Genomic DNA, 19,484 nt, shown 5'->3' with positions numbered 1-19,484 from the left:
ATATAGGCGCTGAAGAACGTTGTATTTTGATTAGATAAATTAAAGTGAGCTACGGAATATAAAGCAGCTGTCCTTCCTCCACCGTCGACTCATTCAAGCCGTTGTACAGCAAAATCTCCCGCGGGTTCAAGCTGTAGCGCACCGCAATTGAATCAAGCGTCTCATCGCGCTGCACGATGCATACCCGGATTTTACGGAATTCCCGCTCATCGGATTGCTTCAAAAACAAATTGCGCCACTCGATTTCATCGCCTGCGGGCTGCTGCGCCTTCGTCTGCTCCAGCGCATACTCCGCCGCCTCCTGCTCCGCAGCTTGCCGCGCCAATTGCTCGCGCTTGCTCGTTTGCAGCAGCGTCACAAGCCCCACGCCTGATGCAGGGGATACCGCTGCTTCCGGCGCCTTGCTGCCAAATGCTATTCGCATCTCCTGCTTCTCTGGCTCTGCTTGCGGCTCCGCACTTGCTTCCTCCGCCTCCTGCCACTGGCTTAAACGCTCCTGCTCGCTATCCTGCCACGGAGATGCATCGTAGCTGCTCTGCTCTGCCGCCGCCGGGATGTAAGGCTCCTCTGACTGTTGCGGTTGTCCCCCCGGACTCCAGCCAAAGTCCTCCGCTTGCTGATAGGCAGAAGTTCCCTGCTGCCTCTCCTGCGCGATGCCATGACCCAGCCCAGTTACGGCTGGCTGCTGCGCATAAGCAGGCGGCGAACTAAAATTTGCGTTAAAGCTCGGCTGCGACCCAGAATGCTCCTGCTCCTGAAACCACTCGGCTGCCGACCAGCCTGCATCACGCGGCGAAGGCGAAATCGTAACCCCAGCCTCCGGCCCTTCTGCTTCCTCGCGTTCATCTGCCTCTTCATACACCCGCTCATTATAAGCATTGTAAGCTTCAATCTCGGAATCAGACTCATCGAAAGCTGGAGCCCCATTAAACGCCTGAGCTTCTTCCTGCTCTACCCTGATAGGCAATTGCCCTTCCTGCCTTGCAAAATAAGGCTCTGCTTGCGGTCCCAAAGCAGCCTGGGCAGCCTCAGCAGCAGCAAAGGGTTCGCCACCACTCCGCCGAAGCTCCTCTTCGAGCGAAGCCTGACTCGTATCTACACGATCATGGACGACGGTGAATGGCTCCTCGCGCCACGCTTCCTCCGGCTCCTGCTGCGGCTCCACGAGAATACCGCGAAGCGACAACACTCCGGTAATGTTAAGCGTTCTCGATGATAGCAAATCGACGTCGAAATTATCAATTTCCACCGTCACATCGTCCAGCCGTGAAATCCGGTTGAGCGGCATTGTAATTTCGACGGGGATGAAATGCTCCAGTGCCTGAAGCGGGGCGGCTTCATTCGTACTGCGATATACTCCGCTTAGCAGCAGCTGGCCTTTTAATACTGCGTGCTCCCCCTGCTCAACAACCTGAATGCGAGGCACAAGCTCAATTTCTTCCAGCTCATCGATATCGGCAACTTCATCCGACAGATGCACGCGTTCATACACGTCAAAGCGCAAGCCTTTCGTTTGATCCGTCACGCTCAAGTCCTCCCTCCCTATACTGACCCATTTAGACAATGCTTGGGCTAAAAATGCTACTCTCACTAATTATCTATATGGGCTAATGGGGGAGAGCATGACTATCTTTTGCAGCAGCTACAATTTAGCTCGCAATTCAGCAAGCCAATCGGGCTCCGGGGCTGCAACTTCCACAGGCAAATCCGTCCACGGATGGGCAAAAAGAAGTCGCTCGCCATGCAGCGCCTGCGTCTTCAGCAGCTGCACAGAGCCTCCATAAAGCGCATCGCCAAGCAGCGGGTGGCCCAAGTGGCTCATATGGACGCGAATTTGATGCGTTCGTCCCGTCTCCAGCTGCAAATGGACAAGCGTAGCCGCTGCATAGTTTTCGGCCGCTTCATAGTGGGTTACAGCGGAATCGCCGCCCGGCGCAACACGCCGTCTGGAGCGATGATGGCGGTCCTTGCCAATCGGAGCATCAACGGTGCCCGCGGCCGGGCGCAGCCGCCCTTGAACAAACGCAATATAGCGGCGGTCGATCGCCTTGCGGCGCATCGCTTCGTCCAGCTTCCACTGGGCGAAATCATTTTTGGAATAAAGCACGGGACCCGATGTATCATCATCGAGACGGTGGATGTGGCGGACAGGCAGCGGATCTCCCTGCAGCAGCATATGGCGCGCCGCCGCTTCATCCAGCGTTCCCGCCTGATTGGCGCCTGTGCCATGCACAGCCATACCTGCCTCCTTATAAAGCACGAGACAAAAGTCATCCTCGAAAAGAACAACAGGACGGGCACTGCCTTGCGACAGCTTCGCTTGACGATACAATGGATCGCTAAGCAGATCGGCCGCGGGAAACGCGAGCAACCGAATATGCTGCCCATCAAAACGGATGCCACCGATGGAGAACAGCCGATTAATCCATTTTTCTGGAAAAAGAGAACGGGCCAGCAGCCACTGCCGCACTTGATGCGGATGACTGCCGGCCTCTAATGTTCCGGTGCGTTCTCCAGGTTTCCCGTCGTTATTTGGTGCAGACCATGAGCCTTCTGACAGCTCCTGCCAATCCAGCTCAAGCCACTCCCCCGCCCGCTTATAGTGAAGCATTGGCATGGAATGAAACCTCCTATTTTCGAATGCAATCGCCTAGATGGCTGCTTGCTAGAACTACAATCTGCTCAAAGCAGCCGCGTTGGCAGCAATCGTTGCATCAATATCTTCATCGGTATGGACAGCCGATACGAACATGCCTTCAAACTGCGATGGAGCGACGCTCACCCCAAGCTCCAGCATAGCGGCAAAATACGCCTTGAAGCGCTCTAAATCTGCTGTTTTGGCTGTATCATAATTGATGACATGCGTTTCGGTGAAAAACGGGCATACCATCGAGCCGACACGATTGATCGTCGAAGCAATACCAGCCGCCTTCGCATTCGCTTCGAAGCCGCGCTGTAAGCGGACCGCTTGGCGCTCAAGCAGCTCATATGTCTCTGGCGTCAGCAGCTTGAGCGTCGTATAACCAGCAGCCATCGCCAGCGGATTGCCTGACAGCGTGCCCGCCTGATAAATCGGACCACTCGGCGCCATAAGCTCCATCAGATCGCGTCTGCCGCCATAAGCGCCGACCGGCAATCCGCCCCCGATCACCTTGCCAAAGCATGTGATATCTGGCTTAATGCCATACAAACCTTGCGCACTGCTGTAGTGAACGCGGAAACCGGTCATTACTTCATCAAAAATAAGCAGGCTGCCGTATTGCTCCGTTATATCGCGCAGGCCTTGCAGAAATCCCGGAAGCGGCGGGACTACGCCCATGTTGCCGGCAATCGGCTCGACGATGACGCAGGCAATTTCCTCGCCGTATTTTTCAAATACGAGCTTCATCGACTCGATATCATTGTATGGCACGGTAATCGTCTGCGAGGCAATGCTTTCTGGAACGCCAGGACTATCGGGCAAGCCAAGCGTCGCCACACCGGAACCCGCTTTAATGAGCAAGCTGTCGGCATGACCGTGATAAGAGCCTTCAAATTTGACGATTTTGCTGCGCTTCGTAAACCCGCGTGCGAGACGCAAAGCGCTCATCGTCGCTTCTGTGCCAGAATTGACCATTCGGACCACCTCAACCGAAGGCACGCGCTCGCACACCAGCTCCGCCATAAGCGTCTCCAGTTCTGTTGGCGCTCCAAAGCTGGTGCCTTTTTCTGCGGTACGCTTGATCGCTTCAACGACTTCAGGATGCGCATGACCCATAATGAGCGGTCCCCATGAAGCGACATAATCGATATAGCTGTTGCCGTCGATATCAAATACGCGGCTGCCTTGACCGCGCTCCATATAAACCGGGTTCAATCCTACGGATTTAAAAGCGCGAACCGGACTGTTCACACCGCCAGGAATGACTTGCTTGGCCCTTGCGAATGCCTCGCGTGAGCGTGTATCACTTCTGCCTGTAGATGAATGATTCATCGACTATTCAGCCCCTTTCAACCAACGTGCCGCATCCTTCGCATGGTACGTAATCAAAATGTCCGCACCCGCGCGCTTCATTCCGGTCAGCGTCTCCAATACGACGGCGCGCTCGTCAATCCATCCATTTGCCGCTGCCGCTTTTACCATCGCATATTCGCCGCTCACATTGTACGCCGCCACCGGCAGGTCAAAATGCTCCTTCAGCAGGCGAATAACGTCCATATATGCAAGCGCTGGCTTAACCATCAGCATATCCGCGCCTTCAATGACGTCGGACTCCGCTTCCCGCAGCGCCTCGCGCGCATTGGCAGGGTCCATCTGATACGTCTTGCGGTCGCCGAATTGCGGTGTTGAATGCGCCGCTTCACGGAACGGACCATAAAAAGCAGAAGCATACTTGACCGAGTAAGACAAAATCGGAATATGTGTAAAGCCCGCTTCGTCTAAACCTTCGCGAATAGCGCCCACGAAGCCGTCCATCATGTTGGATGGAGCGATCATATCCGCGCCTGCCTCAGCTTGGGAAACTGCTGTACGAACGAGCTGTGTCAGCGAAGCATCATTATCAACCTCTGCGTTGCCTGTACGCTCATGTACATGGATTAGGCCACAATGACCGTGATCTGTAAATTGACAAAGGCAAGTATCCGCTATAACGAGAAGCTCTGGCACCCAGCCCTTTACCGCACGGATTGCCTCTTGCACAATACCATCAGGAGCAAATGCGGAGGTGCCTTCGCTATCTTTGTCAGCAGGAACGCCAAACAGCATAACGGATGGAATACCCAGAGCCGCAACTTCTCTGATTTCCTCTTCCAAGCGGTCCAATGAAAAATGATAAACGCCCGGCATCGATGTAATTTCTTCCTTCACGTTCGTGCCCACCGTTACAAATATAGGATAAATAAAATCATTAGCAGAAAGCGCCGTTTCCCTCACCATGCTGCGAAGAGCGGCGGATTGCCGCAATCTCCGATGTCTTACGACAGGAAATGCCATCTTCCATTCCTCCTCCAACTGTTTTGTGAGGCTTGTGTCGCGCCAATTACGGCTAGCATTTGCCTCATTTGTTAGCTACACCAAGTATTTGCCCATCTATACAAGCGTAAACAGCTGTCTTTGTACTCGGCGGCAATGCTACCGTTTCGAGGATGAAATACAAGCTGATCTTAAGTGTGAAACTTATAAATGCTTATATTTAGAAAAATAATGCCTTATGCCCGTTCCGCGCTGCGGTACTTAATCATCGCATCGATTAGCGAAGGTATCGTCGCCTGCTCGGCCTCAGCGGCTACACGCAAGCCCGCTTCTTTCATGGTAGCTGATGTCAGCGGTCCAATGCTGATCGCCGGAATGTCCAAAATCGCCTGCACAGGATCGCTAATGCCGCTGCGGCGCAGCTTCTCCAGCAGGTTCGTCACCGTCGAAGAGCTGGTGAACGTAATCATGTGAATCTGCTTCTCGTCGATCCATTCCAGCACCTGATCATCCTGCGTATCGGCAAGCACGGTTTCGTATACGTCAATTTCCGTTGGCAGCAGTCCCTTGGCTGCCAATTCGCGCGGCAGCACCTCGCGCGCCAAATCACCGCGCGGCAGCAGTACCCGCTCGCCAGCTTGCAGTTCTCCTGCAAGCTGCTCCAGCAGCCCTTCAGCCTGAAACTTTGCCGGCAGCAGCTCGACAGTCAGCCCGCGATTTTCCAGCGCTTCGGCTGTCTTTGGGCCAACGGCGGCGATTCTCGCCTTATGGAAGCGCCGGATATCGATGCCGAATCGCCGCAGCCAACGATAGAAATAGTCCACGCCATTTACGCTCGTGAACATCAGCCAGCCATATTGCTCCGCTTCCGAAAGCGCAGCACGCAGTGTAGCGACCGCTGCGGCCTCCTGAGGCTCGCGGATATCAATGACAGGATATTCGCATGGTTCGCCGCCCAGCTCATCTACAAGGTCAGCCAGCTCGCTTGCCTGTGCTCTCGCTCTCGTTACCAGCACGCGCGTGCCAAACAGCGGCTTGCTTTCGTACCACTGCAATTGCTCGCGCTGCAGCACGACATCGCCAACGACAATGACAGCCGGCGGCTGAAAATGAGCCTCCCGCACAATTTGCTCGATCGTAGCAAGCGTGCCGACAACCGTCTGCTGCTCGACTCTCGTTCCCCAGCGCACAAGAGCAACAGGCGTCGTGCCAGGCTTGCCATGTTTCATGAGCTGATCAGCAATATAGCCAATCTTCGCTACGCCCATCAGGAAAATAAGCGTTCCTGTAGCATTCGTTACCTTGTCCCAATATATCGAGCGATCCAGCTTATCGGGGCTTTCATGTCCCGTTATGATCGAGAGCGAGGAGGCAAAATCGCGATGCGTTACCGGAATGCCAGCGTAGGCAGGGACAGCAATCGCAGAAGTAATACCCGGCACGATTTCAAAGCTTATGCCGTTTTCCTTAAGCAGTCCCGCTTCCTCGCCTACGCGGCCAAAAATCGTCGGATCGCCGCCCTTAAGCCGCGTCACTACCTTGCCTTGCAAAGCAAGGTCCACAAGCAGCTGGTTAATTTCCTCCTGCTTCATCGTGTGGCGATCGGGAAGCTTGCCTACGTATACTTTCTCGGCGCCCGGCTTCATATGTGCAAGCAGCCTTGGGCTTGCCAAGCGGTCATAGACGACAACATCGCTTTTCTTCAAATATTCCAAGCCGCGCAGCGTAATCAGCTTGGCGTCACCCGGACCCGCACCAACCAAATAAACGATACCTTTCCCCATCACTACTATCCCCCGATTTCCGCTAAAATGCGGTCCGCTCCTCTTGCTATGAGCGCTGCGGCCACTTCCTTGCCCAGCACCTCTGGATCGCTGCCTGTCTTGATTTCCTTCAGCAGCACTTCTCCATCCGCCGAACCTACAATTCCCGTTAGCGCAAGCTCAGCGCCTTCCAGCGTACCGTCTGCACCTTTACGCACAACCGCATGCGCGCCAATCGGAATTTGGCAGCCGCCATTAAGCGCGCCAAGAAAGCTCCGCTCGGCCCGAACGGCATAAGCGGTTTCGGCGTCATTAAATAAATCAAGCAGCTCGCGAATCTGCACGTCATTTCCTCGGCATTCAATACCAAGCGCGCCTTGCCCAACAGCTGGCACCGATACATCCTCCTGTAAAAAGGCAGATATGCGGTTTTCCCAGCCCATTCTGCTGAGACCGGCCGCTGCAAGCACGATCGCATCGAACCCTTCCGTTTCCAGCTTGCGAATACGGGAATCAATGTTGCCTCTAATGGATTCTACAACAAGGTCAGGGCGCAGGTTTTTGAGCTGGGATGAGCGGCGCAGGCTGCTTGTTCCAACTTTTGCGCCTTGCGGCAAAGCAGCGAGACTGTCTCCCTGCTTCATAATGAGGCAATCGCGCGGATCAACGCGCTTCGGAATCGCCCCGTTCACTAACCCCTCAGGCAGCTCATATGGCATGTCCTTCATGCTGTGGACCGCCATATCTATTTCGCCATCCAGCAGCGCTTGCTCGATTTCCTTTACGAACAATCCTTTTCCGCCAACCTTCGATAACGTCACATCGAGGATTTGATCTCCTTTTGTGACGATTTTTCGAATTTCAAACGAATAGTCGAAGCCATGCTGCTCACTGATTCGTTTAAGCTCGTCAATCACTTGTCCCGTTTGCGTAAGCGCCAGTGCGCTTTGGCGGGTTCCTACGGTAATGGTACGCTTTTCCTTATTGTTTGCTGCCATTTATGTATTCCTCCTGTCAGTTGCTGCGATGAGCCGCTCAATCCAGGCCTCTACATCGCCGTCTTCCTCGCCTTGCCATGGCGCTTCGTGCGCCGCAAGCTTCAGCACTTCGCGTCGCAGCCTGTGATCGCCAATTGTGAGCTTCACCCGCTCACGAAGCTCCTTCAGCCTAGCTGTACTGCCAATATATTCCGGTCCATACTGCTGCGCCAGCTCCTCCCGAATACGCGAGGATAACGCCGGGCTCGCTCCTGATGCAGACACGGCAACGACCAGCTCGCCGCGCCTCACAACCGACGGATTAATAAAAGTTCCTGCCCCGGCCTCATCTGCACGATTAACCCAGATGCCTGCTTGCTCGCCATCCAGCGCAATTTGGCGATTCAGTTCCGCCTGATCCGTAGAGGCAAAAAGAAGCCGCGCAGCCTTCGCATCCTCGCTCGCATAAGCTCTCGCTTTCGCCTCGATATGACCGGCACGCGCAAGCTCCTCTAGCTGCGGGGTAAAAACAAGCGCAATAACTGTCACCTGATCGGCTCCCGCCTCAAGCAGCCCCAGCACCTTGCGCTCGGCAATCGGGCCGCCGCCAACAACGATGCAGCGGCTTCCTTGAAGCTTTAGCATTACCGGATAGTAGCCGTTCATAAACATCACCTAACTTCTAATGAAAATTAGATACGTAGCTTGCCAGCAAATTGAGAACTAGAAAGCTGAACGCCGCAATATGCAGCTTCGCAAGCTGCGTACTCGTGCGATTAAGCAACGACCGGTTTACTACAAAAATAATATATACAATCAGAGCGAGGAAGGAAGTGATCACTTTCCAATCCAGCAGCAGCATCGAACGTCCCTCAATAAGCAGCAGCGTCACTGCAAGAGACAGCGACAAAGCAAGCAGTGGAACACCGATAATGACAGCGCGATCAGAATATCTTTCAATTTTATCAAGGCTTGGCAGCCTTCTCACATATTTGGACCAGCGTTTCTCCCTCAGCTCCCGATGCAGAAAAATGTACATCCCGGCGAAAATAACGCCTATGGTCAATGACACGTAGGAAACGAGCACAAGGCTAATATGCACAATCAGCAGCTCTCTTGCTGTTGTAGAAATCGCAAACATCGCCTCATTGCCCGGCTTGCTGTAAAGATTAAGGGCCAGCACGGAAAAACCAACGACGTTTACAAGAAACACAATAAACTCTATTTTGAAGAACCGGCTAATGACAAGCGATATAGAGACCAAGAGCCAGCAAAACCCCAGCCAATATTCAAAGGTTGATATCGTCGCCACTTCAAAGTGCGACACGATTCGCGAAATCAGAAATAACGTCTGTAAAACCCATACAAAAATAAGTAGCCCTGTACCCATCCGTTTCGCTCTCCGGCTTGCGTCCATAAAATCGGAGAAATAAAACAGAAGGCTCAGGGCGTATACATAAAGTATCGCGTCATACAACCAGTTTAGCGTTGCCATAAATGCCTCCACATCGCCGCCCTATGCGTCTGTCAAGAGCGTGCTTCTACCGAAGGGCAGAAGCCAATGCTGCCGTAGCTGCAGGTGATTGCACATTTTTCATTTTTGCTGCAGCCGCCTCGGCAGCTTCCGCTTTAAGCTCAGCTTGCTGCGACTTGTCCAATTGCTCTTCCAATGCAAAAAGCTTTACAAACATGTCCATCGCCTCGTCAGCACGTCTTTCTCCGGCCATTTCCTTGATCCGCAAAATAGGGTCCTGCATCATTTGATTGACAATGCTCTTCGTCAGCTTTCTAATTACTTTAAGCTCATGCTCTTCCAGATCCGGGAGCTTGTTCGTCAAGCTGTTGAACGTCTCCTCATGAATCTCTGCTGCTTTCGTCTGTAGCGCCCGAATAAGCGGCACGACACCCAGCGTTTTGTACCATTGCTCAAACAGATCCATTTCCTGAGCGATCATCGTTTCGATTTTGGCGGCTTCCTTGCGGCGCTGTTCCAAGTTACTTTCCACAATGCCCTCCAAATCGTCAATGTCATATAAAAAGACGTTGTCCACCGCAGCAATCGTTGGATCAAGATCCCTTGGAACGGCGATATCAATCATGAATAGCGGCTTTGATCTCCGGCGCTGCATGGCGCTTGCGACTACCTGACGCGTAAGCACGAAGTTGTCAGCACCCGTCGAGCTAATCACGATATCAGCTTCATGCAGCCTATTCGTCGCTTCATCCATAGAGCAAGCTATTCCATTAAACTTGTCCGCCAATTGAACGGCACGCTCATACGTCCGGTTCACAACGATAACTCTATCAGCACCATTCGCGTACAGATGCTTCGCGGTTAGCTCACCCGTCTCGCCAGCCCCAATCAGCATGACCGTCTTCTTGGAAAATTGACCGAATATACGCTTGCCCAGCTCAACAGCAGCATAGCTGACCGATACGGCTGATTCGCCAATCGTCGTCTCCGAATGCGCCCGCTTCGCCATCGTAATCGCCTGCTTAAACAACGTATTGAAAAGCGTTCCCGTCGCTTTCTGCTGCTGGGCTAGTGCAAAAGCATCCTTCACTTGACCGAGAATTTGCGTCTCGCCGATAATCATTGAATCCAGTCCGCTCGTTACGTGGAAAAGATGATCGATTGCCTTCTCATCCTCATACATATATAAATGATTCGTAAATTCTTTCCTCGGCAGGTTAAACCACTGCTCCATAAAGCTGCGAATATGATGCCCGCATAATTGATGCCTGTCCACCACCGCATACAATTCTGTCCGATTGCAGGTCGCCACAATGACACATTCCAAAATGCTGTCTGTATTCATAAGCTGTTTGACAGCTTCCGGCAGCTCTTTTTCCGAAAACGCAAAACGTTCTCTTACTTCTACTGGAGCTGTACGGTAGTTAAGACCTACTGTAATGATGTGCATGTGTGTCACCTGCCTCCCTTATCAAATTGCCGCGTTCTTTCTTTCTACGCCATTATAGCACAGTTCGACATTCATACTTCCTTCATTTATGAATAAAGTTTGAACCACAAATCCATTATTCCCTAATCATACAAAGAAATAACCATGGAAGCTTCCATGGTTATTTCTGTATCATACATGTGAGAGCTTTAAACGAGCTCGATTTGTTTCAATTTCGGTTCTTCAACTTGCAATTCGCCCATACCACGTATCAGCTTTTTCGCATGAGTTGTTGTTGGCTTCAGCACAGCAATCATATAATCGATAGCCACCTGTGGATCCACGGTTTCGCCGCAAGTATAACAATCAAGCGCGGCAAATCCTCTCTCAGGATACGTGTGAATAGAGAGGTGACTCTCTGACAGCAACACGAGTACGGTTGCTCCTTGAGGCTCAAATTGTTTGGATTGCACCGACATTACAGTAGCGCCACAGCTTTCAGCAGCCTCCACCATTTGGGCTTGCAAAAATTCAGCGTTGTTCAGTAGATCGAAATCTACTCCCCAAGTATCAACAGCAACGTGTCTTCCGAAAGTTGAGTATTCCATCTTCCGGTTCCCCCTTCCTAGGAATAAAATGTTTAAAAATTTCATCCGCTAGGACCTACGTCATTCACTTCCCGAGGGAATAATCTCTCGCAACATAACCATGTCCTGAGTGAATCCTGGTTCCTATTATTGTGTTAAACGATGTTTTCAACGAGATTAAAAATAACATCTATCCGAAAGAATTGCAACCTTTTTTTTCAACCGGCCATATTATTTTTTGCATCCTGCGGACTGAATACGGAAATATGGTCGACCTTTCCGGTTGCCTTTGGGATAATGAATTTGAGCTGGTACTGGTCGTTAACCTTATACACGCAAATCTGATCGTCCCCATTCGTCGCCGTTTCATCGGCTTTGCCCAGCGATTTCTCAATATCAGCATAAGACAACTGCTGCAAATTGGTCGCGTAGGAACGCATATCAAATACCTTCATACCCTTGTTGAAGCCGATCGTGACGCCCCGTTTTGTATACGCTGCATAAATTCCTTTTCCGGCAGCCTCGGTACTGTCAGCCTTGCCCCAATCCTGCTCAATCTCGTCAAACAGCGCAATGTGCGCCGCATAATTCACCTCGGGAATTTTGCCTTCCTTCGCCAAAGCAACAAGCTGGCCTATGCTGGGCGTTTCACTAGCTTGGCCTGCCTGTCCGCTCTGACCTGCTTGTCCATTAGCAGGCGAGCTTGCTGGCGCTGTTTCCTGACCGTTAGCGGATGTTTCCTGGCCATCTGGCGTACTGCTTTGAACGGCAGACGACGCAGTAGGCCCACCATTCCCCGCTTCGCTGCAAGCAGCCAGCAGCAATATAGAAGCGGCTGCGAGCATACAGGACAATGTTTTGAATACCGTTGTTTTAAACATGCTGTATACCTCCAGATTCACTTGAAGCTCCCTGCTTCTTTTACTTGTAAAAGATTGCTCTTCGTTATTATGGACTATTTCTGTAAGCGAAATGTTGCAGTATGCAGCTTATCCCAAAAATTACCACACTATAATTTTGCCTCAAAGCAGCCCTTCCTGCTAATAAAAAAAAAGGAACCGCGGCTGCGATTCCTATAAGCTTATGTTTACTATTTGCTTGCCATGCATACTTTAATTACGCCTCAAGCATAAACAGCTTGTGCGTATGCATAGCCAAACGCTCATCAATAGCGGCGATTTCGGTCTGATTTTTCGTCTGATTCCGAAGATCAAGCAGTTCATTAATGGCATTATTAACCATCGAAATTTCGCGTTCAATCAAACGGCTGCGGAATACCCGCTCCAGTTGCCCGATCGTATCCTTGTACTCGAACACAACACGTGCGCCGCTCTTCGTTGTTTCAACGATTTTACGAACGGCTCCCTGTATATAGTGGTAGGTCATTGTATAATGGCTGTAAATGCGATTAACAACGGCGTCCCCATGGAATGCTGAAACAGCTTTGCGCATAGCATTGGTTAGCTTCTGGTGAACAAGGCGGCAGGTGAGCACACAAACGTAACGGTCTTGTTGACGCTCAAAGATCAGTCTGATCTCTTCCCTCCCTGCTACGTCTTCGAGAACCAGCTCCTGATTGCCGTTATCGAGCACCATCACTTGTAGGTGAAGCTGCTGATCATCAAAAAAACGGACAAATTGGGTCATCTCTTCATTCGTTAACTGCAGTTTGGCATTTACATACTCTGTGGCTAGCCGCTGAGCCATAAAAATCTCCTCAATTCTTTAAACTTGCAATTGGATGCTACAATCAATTCTATTCTTCTATACCCGCTTTACGCGAAATTGAAACGAATCCTTCAAATGACCATTCGCCCTTTCACGCTCGCTTACCTATATTATACGTGATTGCATCCAATTATTCCTGCCGCTCAGTGCCGAAATTCTCGCATATTTCAGAAAAAACGGGAAAATTATGCGAGGAGACCCACAAATCTTCCTGTATTCTCTTCTTTATGTGAAAAGTTGCCGTACTTGCTCGCTTATGTGGATATCGTCTCCGTAATAACGCTCCATAATTCATCGCGGCCTTGGCCAGTCTCCGAGGAATAGAGCACCACTTTATCACGAGGATCCGCTTGCAGCGTCGTCTTGATCATTTTAATATGCTTGTCCCATTTGCCTTTAGGGATTTTGTCCGCTTTCGTAGCCACAATGCAGGTGCGAATATTGTAATGCTTGAGCCAGTTGTACATAAGCTGATCATCCTTGGATGGCTCATGACGAATGTCGATAATAAGCAATTGCAGCTTTAGCTCCTTGCGATCGCGAATGTATCTTTCAATCATTTGGCCAAAAGCTTCGCGTTGGGTTTTGGAAACCTTGGCATAGCCATAACCGGGGAAATCGACAAAATAAATGCTGTCATTGACGCGGTAATAGTTAAGCTGCTGGGTTTTACCAGGCTGCGAGCTTGTTCTTGCCAAGTTTTTACGCATAATCATTTTATTAATTAATGAGGACTTCCCGACATTCGAACGCCCTGCCAGAGCAATCTCTGGCAAGGCATCCTCCGGGTATTGATGCGGCTGAACCGCGCTTATAATAAAATCTGCTTGTGTAATCTTCATAATATAGGTGTTCCTGCTTTCTCTTCTGTCTTGGCCGGAAGCAGCGCATGCAGGAGGACTTCATCAATATGCCCGACCGGGACAAACGTTATCTCACTCCGCACACTGTCTGGAATGTCACGCAGATCGCGTTCATTGTCCTTCGGCAGCAATATTTTCTTAATGCCTGCACGGTGGGCGGCAAGCGATTTCTCCTTGAGTCCGCCGATTGGCAAGACGCGTCCGCGCAGCGTAATTTCACCTGTCATCGCGACCTCTTTGGACACATAACGTCCAGTCAAAGCCGAAATAAGCGCAGTGGCAATCGTGATGCCCGCGGACGGACCATCCTTCGGAATCGCACCTTCCGGAATATGAATATGAATATCGTTTTTCTCATGGAACTGAGGGTCAATGCCAAGCTCCAGCGCCTTCGAACGCGTATAGCTGAACGCGGCCTGCGCCGATTCCTTCATGACATCACCGAGCTGCCCCGTGAGCGTCAGCTTTCCGCTGCCTGGCATAACGGTCACTTCAATAACGAGTGTATCGCCGCCGACCTCAGTCCAGGCTAAGCCTGTAACTGCACCGATCTGATTTTCGGCCTCAGCCATGCCGTAGCGGAACTTCGCAGGTCCCAGCCATTCCTTAAGCAGCTCCAGATCAACGTGGAGCGTCTTCACCTCGGCTGGTTGCTCTGTCTCTGCAAGTTGCTCAGACTGCAAGGCAGCCTCTTGCTGCTTCTCCAGACGCCCAGATATAGAGGCAGCTTCTCCGCCTTCGCCAAATGCGGCTTCCAATACATTCAATGCTGGCTCATCTTGAACAGCTGCTTCCTCTACCTTTATTGGAACCGTACCCGATGCAACAATTTGCTTGGCTGCCTTGCGGCAAATCGCAGCCATTTGCTGCTCCAAATTCCGCACGCCGGATTCGCGCGTGTAATCGCGAATAAGCTGAAGCAGCGTTTCCTCGCTCACCTGCAGCTGCTCATCTGTAAGGCCATGCTCCCGCTTCTGCTTCGGCAGCAAATAGCGCTGAGCGATTTTCAGCTTCTCAAGCTCGGTATAACCGGGAATGTACAGCACTTCCATCCGATCCAGCAGCGGGCGCGGAATATTATGCATGGCATTCGCCGTCGTTACGAACATGACGCTCGACAGGTCGAATGGAACCTCAACAAAATGATCGCTAAACGTATTGTTTTGCTCCGGGTCCAGCACCTCAAGCAATGCAGAGGCCGGATCGCCGCGGAAATCCATTGCCATCTTATCGATTTCATCGAGTAGAAATACCGGGTTACTAGAGCCCGCAGTCTTCATGCCTTGAATAATACGTCCTGGCATAGCACCCACGTATGTACGGCGATGCCCGCGAATTTCTGCTTCGTCCCGAACGCCGCCAAGCGATATGCGGACGAATTTACGTCCCAGCGACTTCGCAATGGAGCGGGCGAGCGACGTTTTACCCACGCCTGGAGGGCCGACTAGGCAAAGAATCGGTCCTTTAAGCTTTTTCACCAGCTGCTGGACCGCAAGGTACTCAAGTACCCGCTCCTTCGGCTTTTCAAGTCCATAATGATCCTGGTTAAGAATGTCTTCCGCCTTGGACAGACTGAGATCGTCCTCAGTCTCCTTGCTCCAGGGTAACGATAAGAGCCAATCAATATAATTGCGTATTACGCCGCCTTCAGCCGAGGTAGTCGGCATTTTTTCCAGACGGTCAATTTCTTTCTCAATCTTTTCTCTCACTTGGTCAGGCACGTCAGCCTGCTCCAGTTGGCTGCGCAGCTCCTCAACCTCGCCGGCGCGTCCTTCCTTCTCGCCAAGCTCCTTCTGGATCGCTTTCATCTGCTCACGCAAATAATATTCCTTCTGCGTTTTCTCCATCTGCTTCTTGACGCGCTGGCTGATTTTGCGCTCGAGCTCCAGCACTTCCCGCTCATTGTTCAAAATATCGAGCAGCCGCTCAAGCCGCTGCCGGACATCAATCGTCTCCAAAATATCTTGCTTGTCTTTAATTTTGAGAGATAGATGGCTTGTAATAACATCGGCCAAGCGGCCTGGTTCGTCAATATCCGAGACAGCCGCATGCGTCTCTGGCGTAATTTTTTTGGACAAGGACGTATAATGCTCGAATTGGCTGAGCACCGAGCGCATGAGCGCATCCACCTCAGGGTCAGTCGTTTCCTCTTCCGGAAATTCCTTAACCATAACCTCATAAAACTCTTCAGTCGGCAAATAATCAATAATTTCCGCGCGCAGGACGCCTTCCACCAGCACGCGGATCGTTCCGTTAGGCAGCTTAAGCATCTGCCGTACCTTCGCAATCGTGCCGACTCTGTATATATCTTCCTCGGTCGGCTCCTCTATGTTCACTTCCGATTGCGAGCAAAGCAATATCATATGATCGTCAACCATCGCGCGTTCTAGCGCACGAACCGATTTGTCCCTACCCACATCAAGGTGTAGCACCATGCTGGGATATACCAGTAGCCCCCTGAGCGGAAGCAAGGGCAGCCGACGGTTTTTCGTTTTTCCGGGTCCCACACCAGCACCTCCAAATGTTTAAGTCTCCCTTATTTTATCATTCTGCGGAATCAGCCTGCAAATAGGGAACAGCCGCCCCCATATACCGCTCGTTTGGAACGTGGTTTTCCACTTCGTTTACGACGGTATTTCCTAAAGGGAACACCAGATTGAATACTTCATCTACACGTTCCACAGGAATGACCTTCAAACCTTTTAAATCCGCAAAGATGGCCTGCCAGTTTTCACGCGGAATAATGACCGTGTCCGCCCCTGCCTGAAAAGCCGCCTCGACCTTCGCCAGCACGCCGCCAACAGGCTTGACGTCGCCATGGATGCCAACTTCTCCTGTCATAGCCAGCTTGTTGTCGATTGTCTCGTTTTTGATCGCTGAAGCGATTGCTGTCGCCATCGCAATTCCTGCAGACGGGCCATCGATCGGCGTTCCACCCGGGAAGTTGATATGCAGGTCATAATCCTGCGGATTGAGACCATATCGGCGCAGCATCGTCATGACGTTTTCAACAGAGCCCTTCGCCATGCTTTTGCGGCGCAGCGTACGCGAGCCTCCGCCTAGCTCTTCCTCCTCGACTACACCGGTAATCGTATATTGCCCTTTGCCACTGGCAGCCGGAATAGCACTGACCTCAACTTCGAGCAGCATGCCCATATTCGGGCCATAGACGGCTAGACCGTTGACGATGCCCACTTGCGGCGCTTCTGGCACCTTCCGTTCTGGACGCGGTGGAATTTGGCTGCTGTTCACAACCCATTCAACATCGGCAGCTGAAATGCGATCCCTTTTCTCGGATAAAGCAACACCTGCTGCCAGCTGAATGACGTTTACCGCTTCACGGCCATTTGTCGCATAACGCTGCACAACCTCTACAGCCTCAGGGCAGGGGGAAAACCCAATTTTCCGAACTGCATTTTCGGCAATGGAAGCAATCTCACCTGCGAGCAGCGGACGAAAGAAAATTTCCATACAGCGTGAGCGAATCGCGGGCGGCAGCTCCTGCGGCGAACGTGTCGTCGCACCAACAAGACGAAAATCGGCAGGCAGGCCATTTTGAAAAATATCATGGATGTACGAAGGAATATTAACGTCCTCGGAATTATAATAAGCACTCTCCAAATATACTTTGCGATCCTCGAGTACCTTTAACAGCTTATTCATTTGGACGGGATGCAATTCCCCGATTTCGTCAATGAACAAAATACCGCCATGCGCCTTCGTAACAGCGCCAGCCTTCGGCTGAGGGATACCGGCAACTCCCATCGCCCCCGCGCCTTGATAAATCGGATCGTGAACAGAACCAATCAAAGGATCAGCAATGCCGCGCTCATCAAATCTCGCGGTAGTCGCGTCAATTTCCGTAAACTTCGCTTCAGGCAAAAATGGCGAGGCTGCGTTTTTCTTCGCTTCCTCCAGCACGACGCGAGCGGCTGCTGTTTTGCCAACGCCCGGCGGGCCATAAATAATGACATGCTGCGGATTTGCGCTGCACAGCGCAGCTTTAAGCGCACGCAGGCCATCCAGTTGGCCAACGATATCCTGCATCGCCTGTGGCCTTGTCTTCTCGGCCAGCGGCTTCGTCAGCGAGATGGAACGCAGCTTGCGCAGCTTATCCATTTCCTTGCGGGACTCCCGGTCAACCGCAGACCGATTCGTTTTTTGATTGCGCAGCAAATTCCAGAAGTACAAACCGATAACCACTGCAAAAAACACTTGAATCAGCATCAAAATAATACTTAAACTCATACGTTACCCGCTCCTCTCAAAGGCACACTATCCGGCAATAAAGTTCATAACTGGTAGTATTGCCTCATCGGGAGAAAAATAACCGTCGATATAAGCGTAAATGGCGTTGCCTTCCGTTGGCGGCAACGCCCGTTTCGCGGTGAAATTGAAGCTGATTTATAAAAAACTTATAAATGTAGAAATATAGAGAAAGGATGGAAACATCATATCCCTTCCTATATTTTCAAAAAAACCGTGCCGTCGTTCACATGAACAACAGCACGGCCATGTTTATAAGGCAGGCGTATGATGCTTGCGGCCAGGAATTTCTCCTGTTTCTTCAAAAGCGCGTACGATAATATCAATTTCCTTCTTTAGCTCGCTGAGCAGCTCAGCTTCCGGAACTTTGCGAACCAGCTCTCCGTAACGGAACAACATCCCTTCGCCTCTAGCTCCCGCAATACCGATATCTGCTTCACGTGCTTCACCAGGACCGTTGACGGCACAGCCAAGCACCGACACCTTGATCGGCACCTTGATTTTCGAAATGTATTCCTCGACCTCATTGGCGATAGTAAACAAGTCAATATCAAGCCGGCCGCAAGTTGGACATGAGACGAGCGTTGCCGCATTCGTAATCAGTCCAAATGTTTTCAGCAGCTCCCGAGCTACCTTTACTTCTTCTACTGGATCAGCGCTTAAGCTAATACGCAGTGTATTACCAATGCCAAGCGTCAGCAGCGCACCAATGCCGGCAGCACTTTTGATCGTGCCCGTATGCAGCGTGCCTGCTTCCGTAATGCCAAGGTGAAGCGGGTAACGGATCTTCTCCGCAGCCATTTTGTAAGCGGCAATAGCCATAGGAACGTCGGAAGCTTTGAGCGACACAATAATATCATGGAAATCTAGCTCCTCCAAAATACCAATGTGGAACAAAGCGCTCTCCACCATTGCCTCAGGCGTCGGATAGCCGTATTTCTCCAGCAAATGATTTTCCAAGGAGCCGGCATTTACACCGATGCGAATTGGAATACCTTTTTCCTTGCAAGCTTTAACGACCGCTTCGACACGCTCGCGGCGGCCAATATTGCCGGGATTGATTCTAACCTTGTCAATGCCGTTTTCAATTGCAGCAAGCGCGAGCCTATAATCAAAATGGATATCGGCAACAAGAGGAATATGAATCCGCTTCTTTATTTCCTTAATCGCTTCCGCCGCTTCCTTATTGTTGACGGTCACGCGAACGACCTGACAGCCCGCTTCCTCGAGCCGAAGTATTTCCGCAACAGTTGCCTCTACGTCTGCCGTTTTGGTCGTGCACATACTTTGAATGATGACTTCGTCGCTGCCGCCAATCGTCAAGTTACCGACTTTGACAGGCACCGTATCTCTACGTGTGTACATACAGTGATCTCTCCCATGAACGTCAAAGTCCACCCTCTTGATGCGAGCTATGAAGCCGCCCAGCGGGTGGAACAATGA

16 protein-coding genes are annotated in these 19,484 nt (G+C 51.4%); all 16 read right to left on the bottom strand.

Annotated features, from left to right (window positions below; genetic code table 11):
- Positions 1–49: 49 nt before the first annotated feature.
- Positions 50–1,525, bottom strand: a complete 1,476-nt coding sequence (locus MHB80_RS08485; RefSeq protein WP_341281738.1) for a LysM peptidoglycan-binding domain-containing protein — start codon at positions 1,523–1,525, stop codon at positions 50–52.
- Between the two features lie 117 nt (positions 1,526–1,642).
- A complete protein-coding gene (locus MHB80_RS08480) occupies positions 1,643–2,617 on the bottom strand; it encodes an RluA family pseudouridine synthase (RefSeq protein WP_341281737.1) in 975 nt (324 codons plus the stop codon).
- A 54-nt stretch (positions 2,618–2,671) separates the two neighbouring features.
- Complete coding sequence (hemL, locus tag MHB80_RS08475; RefSeq protein WP_341281736.1) at positions 2,672–3,973, bottom strand: glutamate-1-semialdehyde 2,1-aminomutase; 1,302 nt, start codon at positions 3,971–3,973, stop codon at positions 2,672–2,674.
- A 3-nt stretch (positions 3,974–3,976) separates the two neighbouring features.
- The gene (gene hemB, locus MHB80_RS08470; RefSeq protein WP_341281735.1) at positions 3,977–4,975 is read right to left on the bottom strand and encodes a porphobilinogen synthase; all 999 of its coding nucleotides are present in this window, start codon (positions 4,973–4,975) and stop codon (positions 3,977–3,979) included.
- A 215-nt stretch (positions 4,976–5,190) separates the two neighbouring features.
- A complete protein-coding gene (gene cobA / locus MHB80_RS08465; protein WP_341281734.1) occupies positions 5,191–6,738 on the bottom strand; it encodes a uroporphyrinogen-III C-methyltransferase in 1,548 nt (515 codons plus the stop codon).
- A gap of 5 nt (positions 6,739–6,743) precedes the next feature.
- Positions 6,744–7,715: a hydroxymethylbilane synthase gene (gene hemC, locus MHB80_RS08460; RefSeq protein ID WP_341281733.1), complete on the bottom strand. Its 972-nt coding sequence runs from the start codon at positions 7,713–7,715 to the stop codon at positions 6,744–6,746.
- Positions 7,716–8,360 (bottom strand): bifunctional precorrin-2 dehydrogenase/sirohydrochlorin ferrochelatase, encoded by a 645-nt coding sequence (locus tag MHB80_RS08455; RefSeq protein WP_341281732.1) that lies wholly within the window; start codon positions 8,358–8,360, stop codon positions 7,716–7,718.
- Between the two features lie 16 nt (positions 8,361–8,376).
- Positions 8,377–9,189, bottom strand: a complete 813-nt coding sequence (gene ccsA, locus MHB80_RS08450; RefSeq protein ID WP_341281731.1) for a cytochrome c biogenesis protein CcsA — start codon at positions 9,187–9,189, stop codon at positions 8,377–8,379.
- 46 nt (positions 9,190–9,235) lie between these two features.
- A complete protein-coding gene (hemA, locus tag MHB80_RS08445) occupies positions 9,236–10,618 on the bottom strand; it encodes a glutamyl-tRNA reductase (protein ID WP_341281730.1) in 1,383 nt (460 codons plus the stop codon).
- Positions 10,619–10,806: 188 nt separating this feature from the next.
- Complete coding sequence (gene speD / locus MHB80_RS08440; protein ID WP_341281729.1) at positions 10,807–11,205, bottom strand: adenosylmethionine decarboxylase; 399 nt, start codon at positions 11,203–11,205, stop codon at positions 10,807–10,809.
- 197 nt (positions 11,206–11,402) lie between these two features.
- Positions 11,403–12,065, bottom strand: coding sequence for a YjgB family protein (locus MHB80_RS08435; protein WP_341281728.1), 663 nt, complete (start codon positions 12,063–12,065; stop codon positions 11,403–11,405).
- 235 nt (positions 12,066–12,300) lie between these two features.
- Positions 12,301–12,891, bottom strand: a complete 591-nt coding sequence (locus MHB80_RS08430; RefSeq protein WP_341281727.1) for a non-ribosomal peptide synthetase module — start codon at positions 12,889–12,891, stop codon at positions 12,301–12,303.
- Between the two features lie 275 nt (positions 12,892–13,166).
- Positions 13,167–13,754 (bottom strand): ribosome biogenesis GTP-binding protein YihA/YsxC, encoded by a 588-nt coding sequence (yihA, locus tag MHB80_RS08425; protein WP_341281726.1) that lies wholly within the window; start codon positions 13,752–13,754, stop codon positions 13,167–13,169.
- Positions 13,751–16,282, bottom strand: coding sequence for an endopeptidase La (gene lon, locus MHB80_RS08420; protein WP_341281725.1), 2,532 nt, complete (start codon positions 16,280–16,282; stop codon positions 13,751–13,753). The genes yihA and lon overlap by 4 nt, the downstream gene beginning before the upstream one ends.
- Positions 16,283–16,319: 37 nt before the next feature.
- Positions 16,320–18,023 (bottom strand): ATP-dependent protease LonB, encoded by a 1,704-nt coding sequence (lonB, locus tag MHB80_RS08415; RefSeq protein WP_341281724.1) that lies wholly within the window; start codon positions 18,021–18,023, stop codon positions 16,320–16,322.
- Between the two features lie 270 nt (positions 18,024–18,293).
- Positions 18,294–19,406 (bottom strand): flavodoxin-dependent (E)-4-hydroxy-3-methylbut-2-enyl-diphosphate synthase, encoded by a 1,113-nt coding sequence (gene ispG / locus MHB80_RS08410; RefSeq protein ID WP_341281723.1) that lies wholly within the window; start codon positions 19,404–19,406, stop codon positions 18,294–18,296.
- Positions 19,407–19,484: the final 78 nt, after the last annotated feature.

It is taken from the genome of Paenibacillus sp. FSL H8-0537, assembly GCF_038051995.1.
Lineage (GTDB): Bacteria > Bacillota > Bacilli > Paenibacillales > Paenibacillaceae > Pristimantibacillus.
This window is presented reverse-complemented; position numbering and strand designations above follow the sequence as displayed.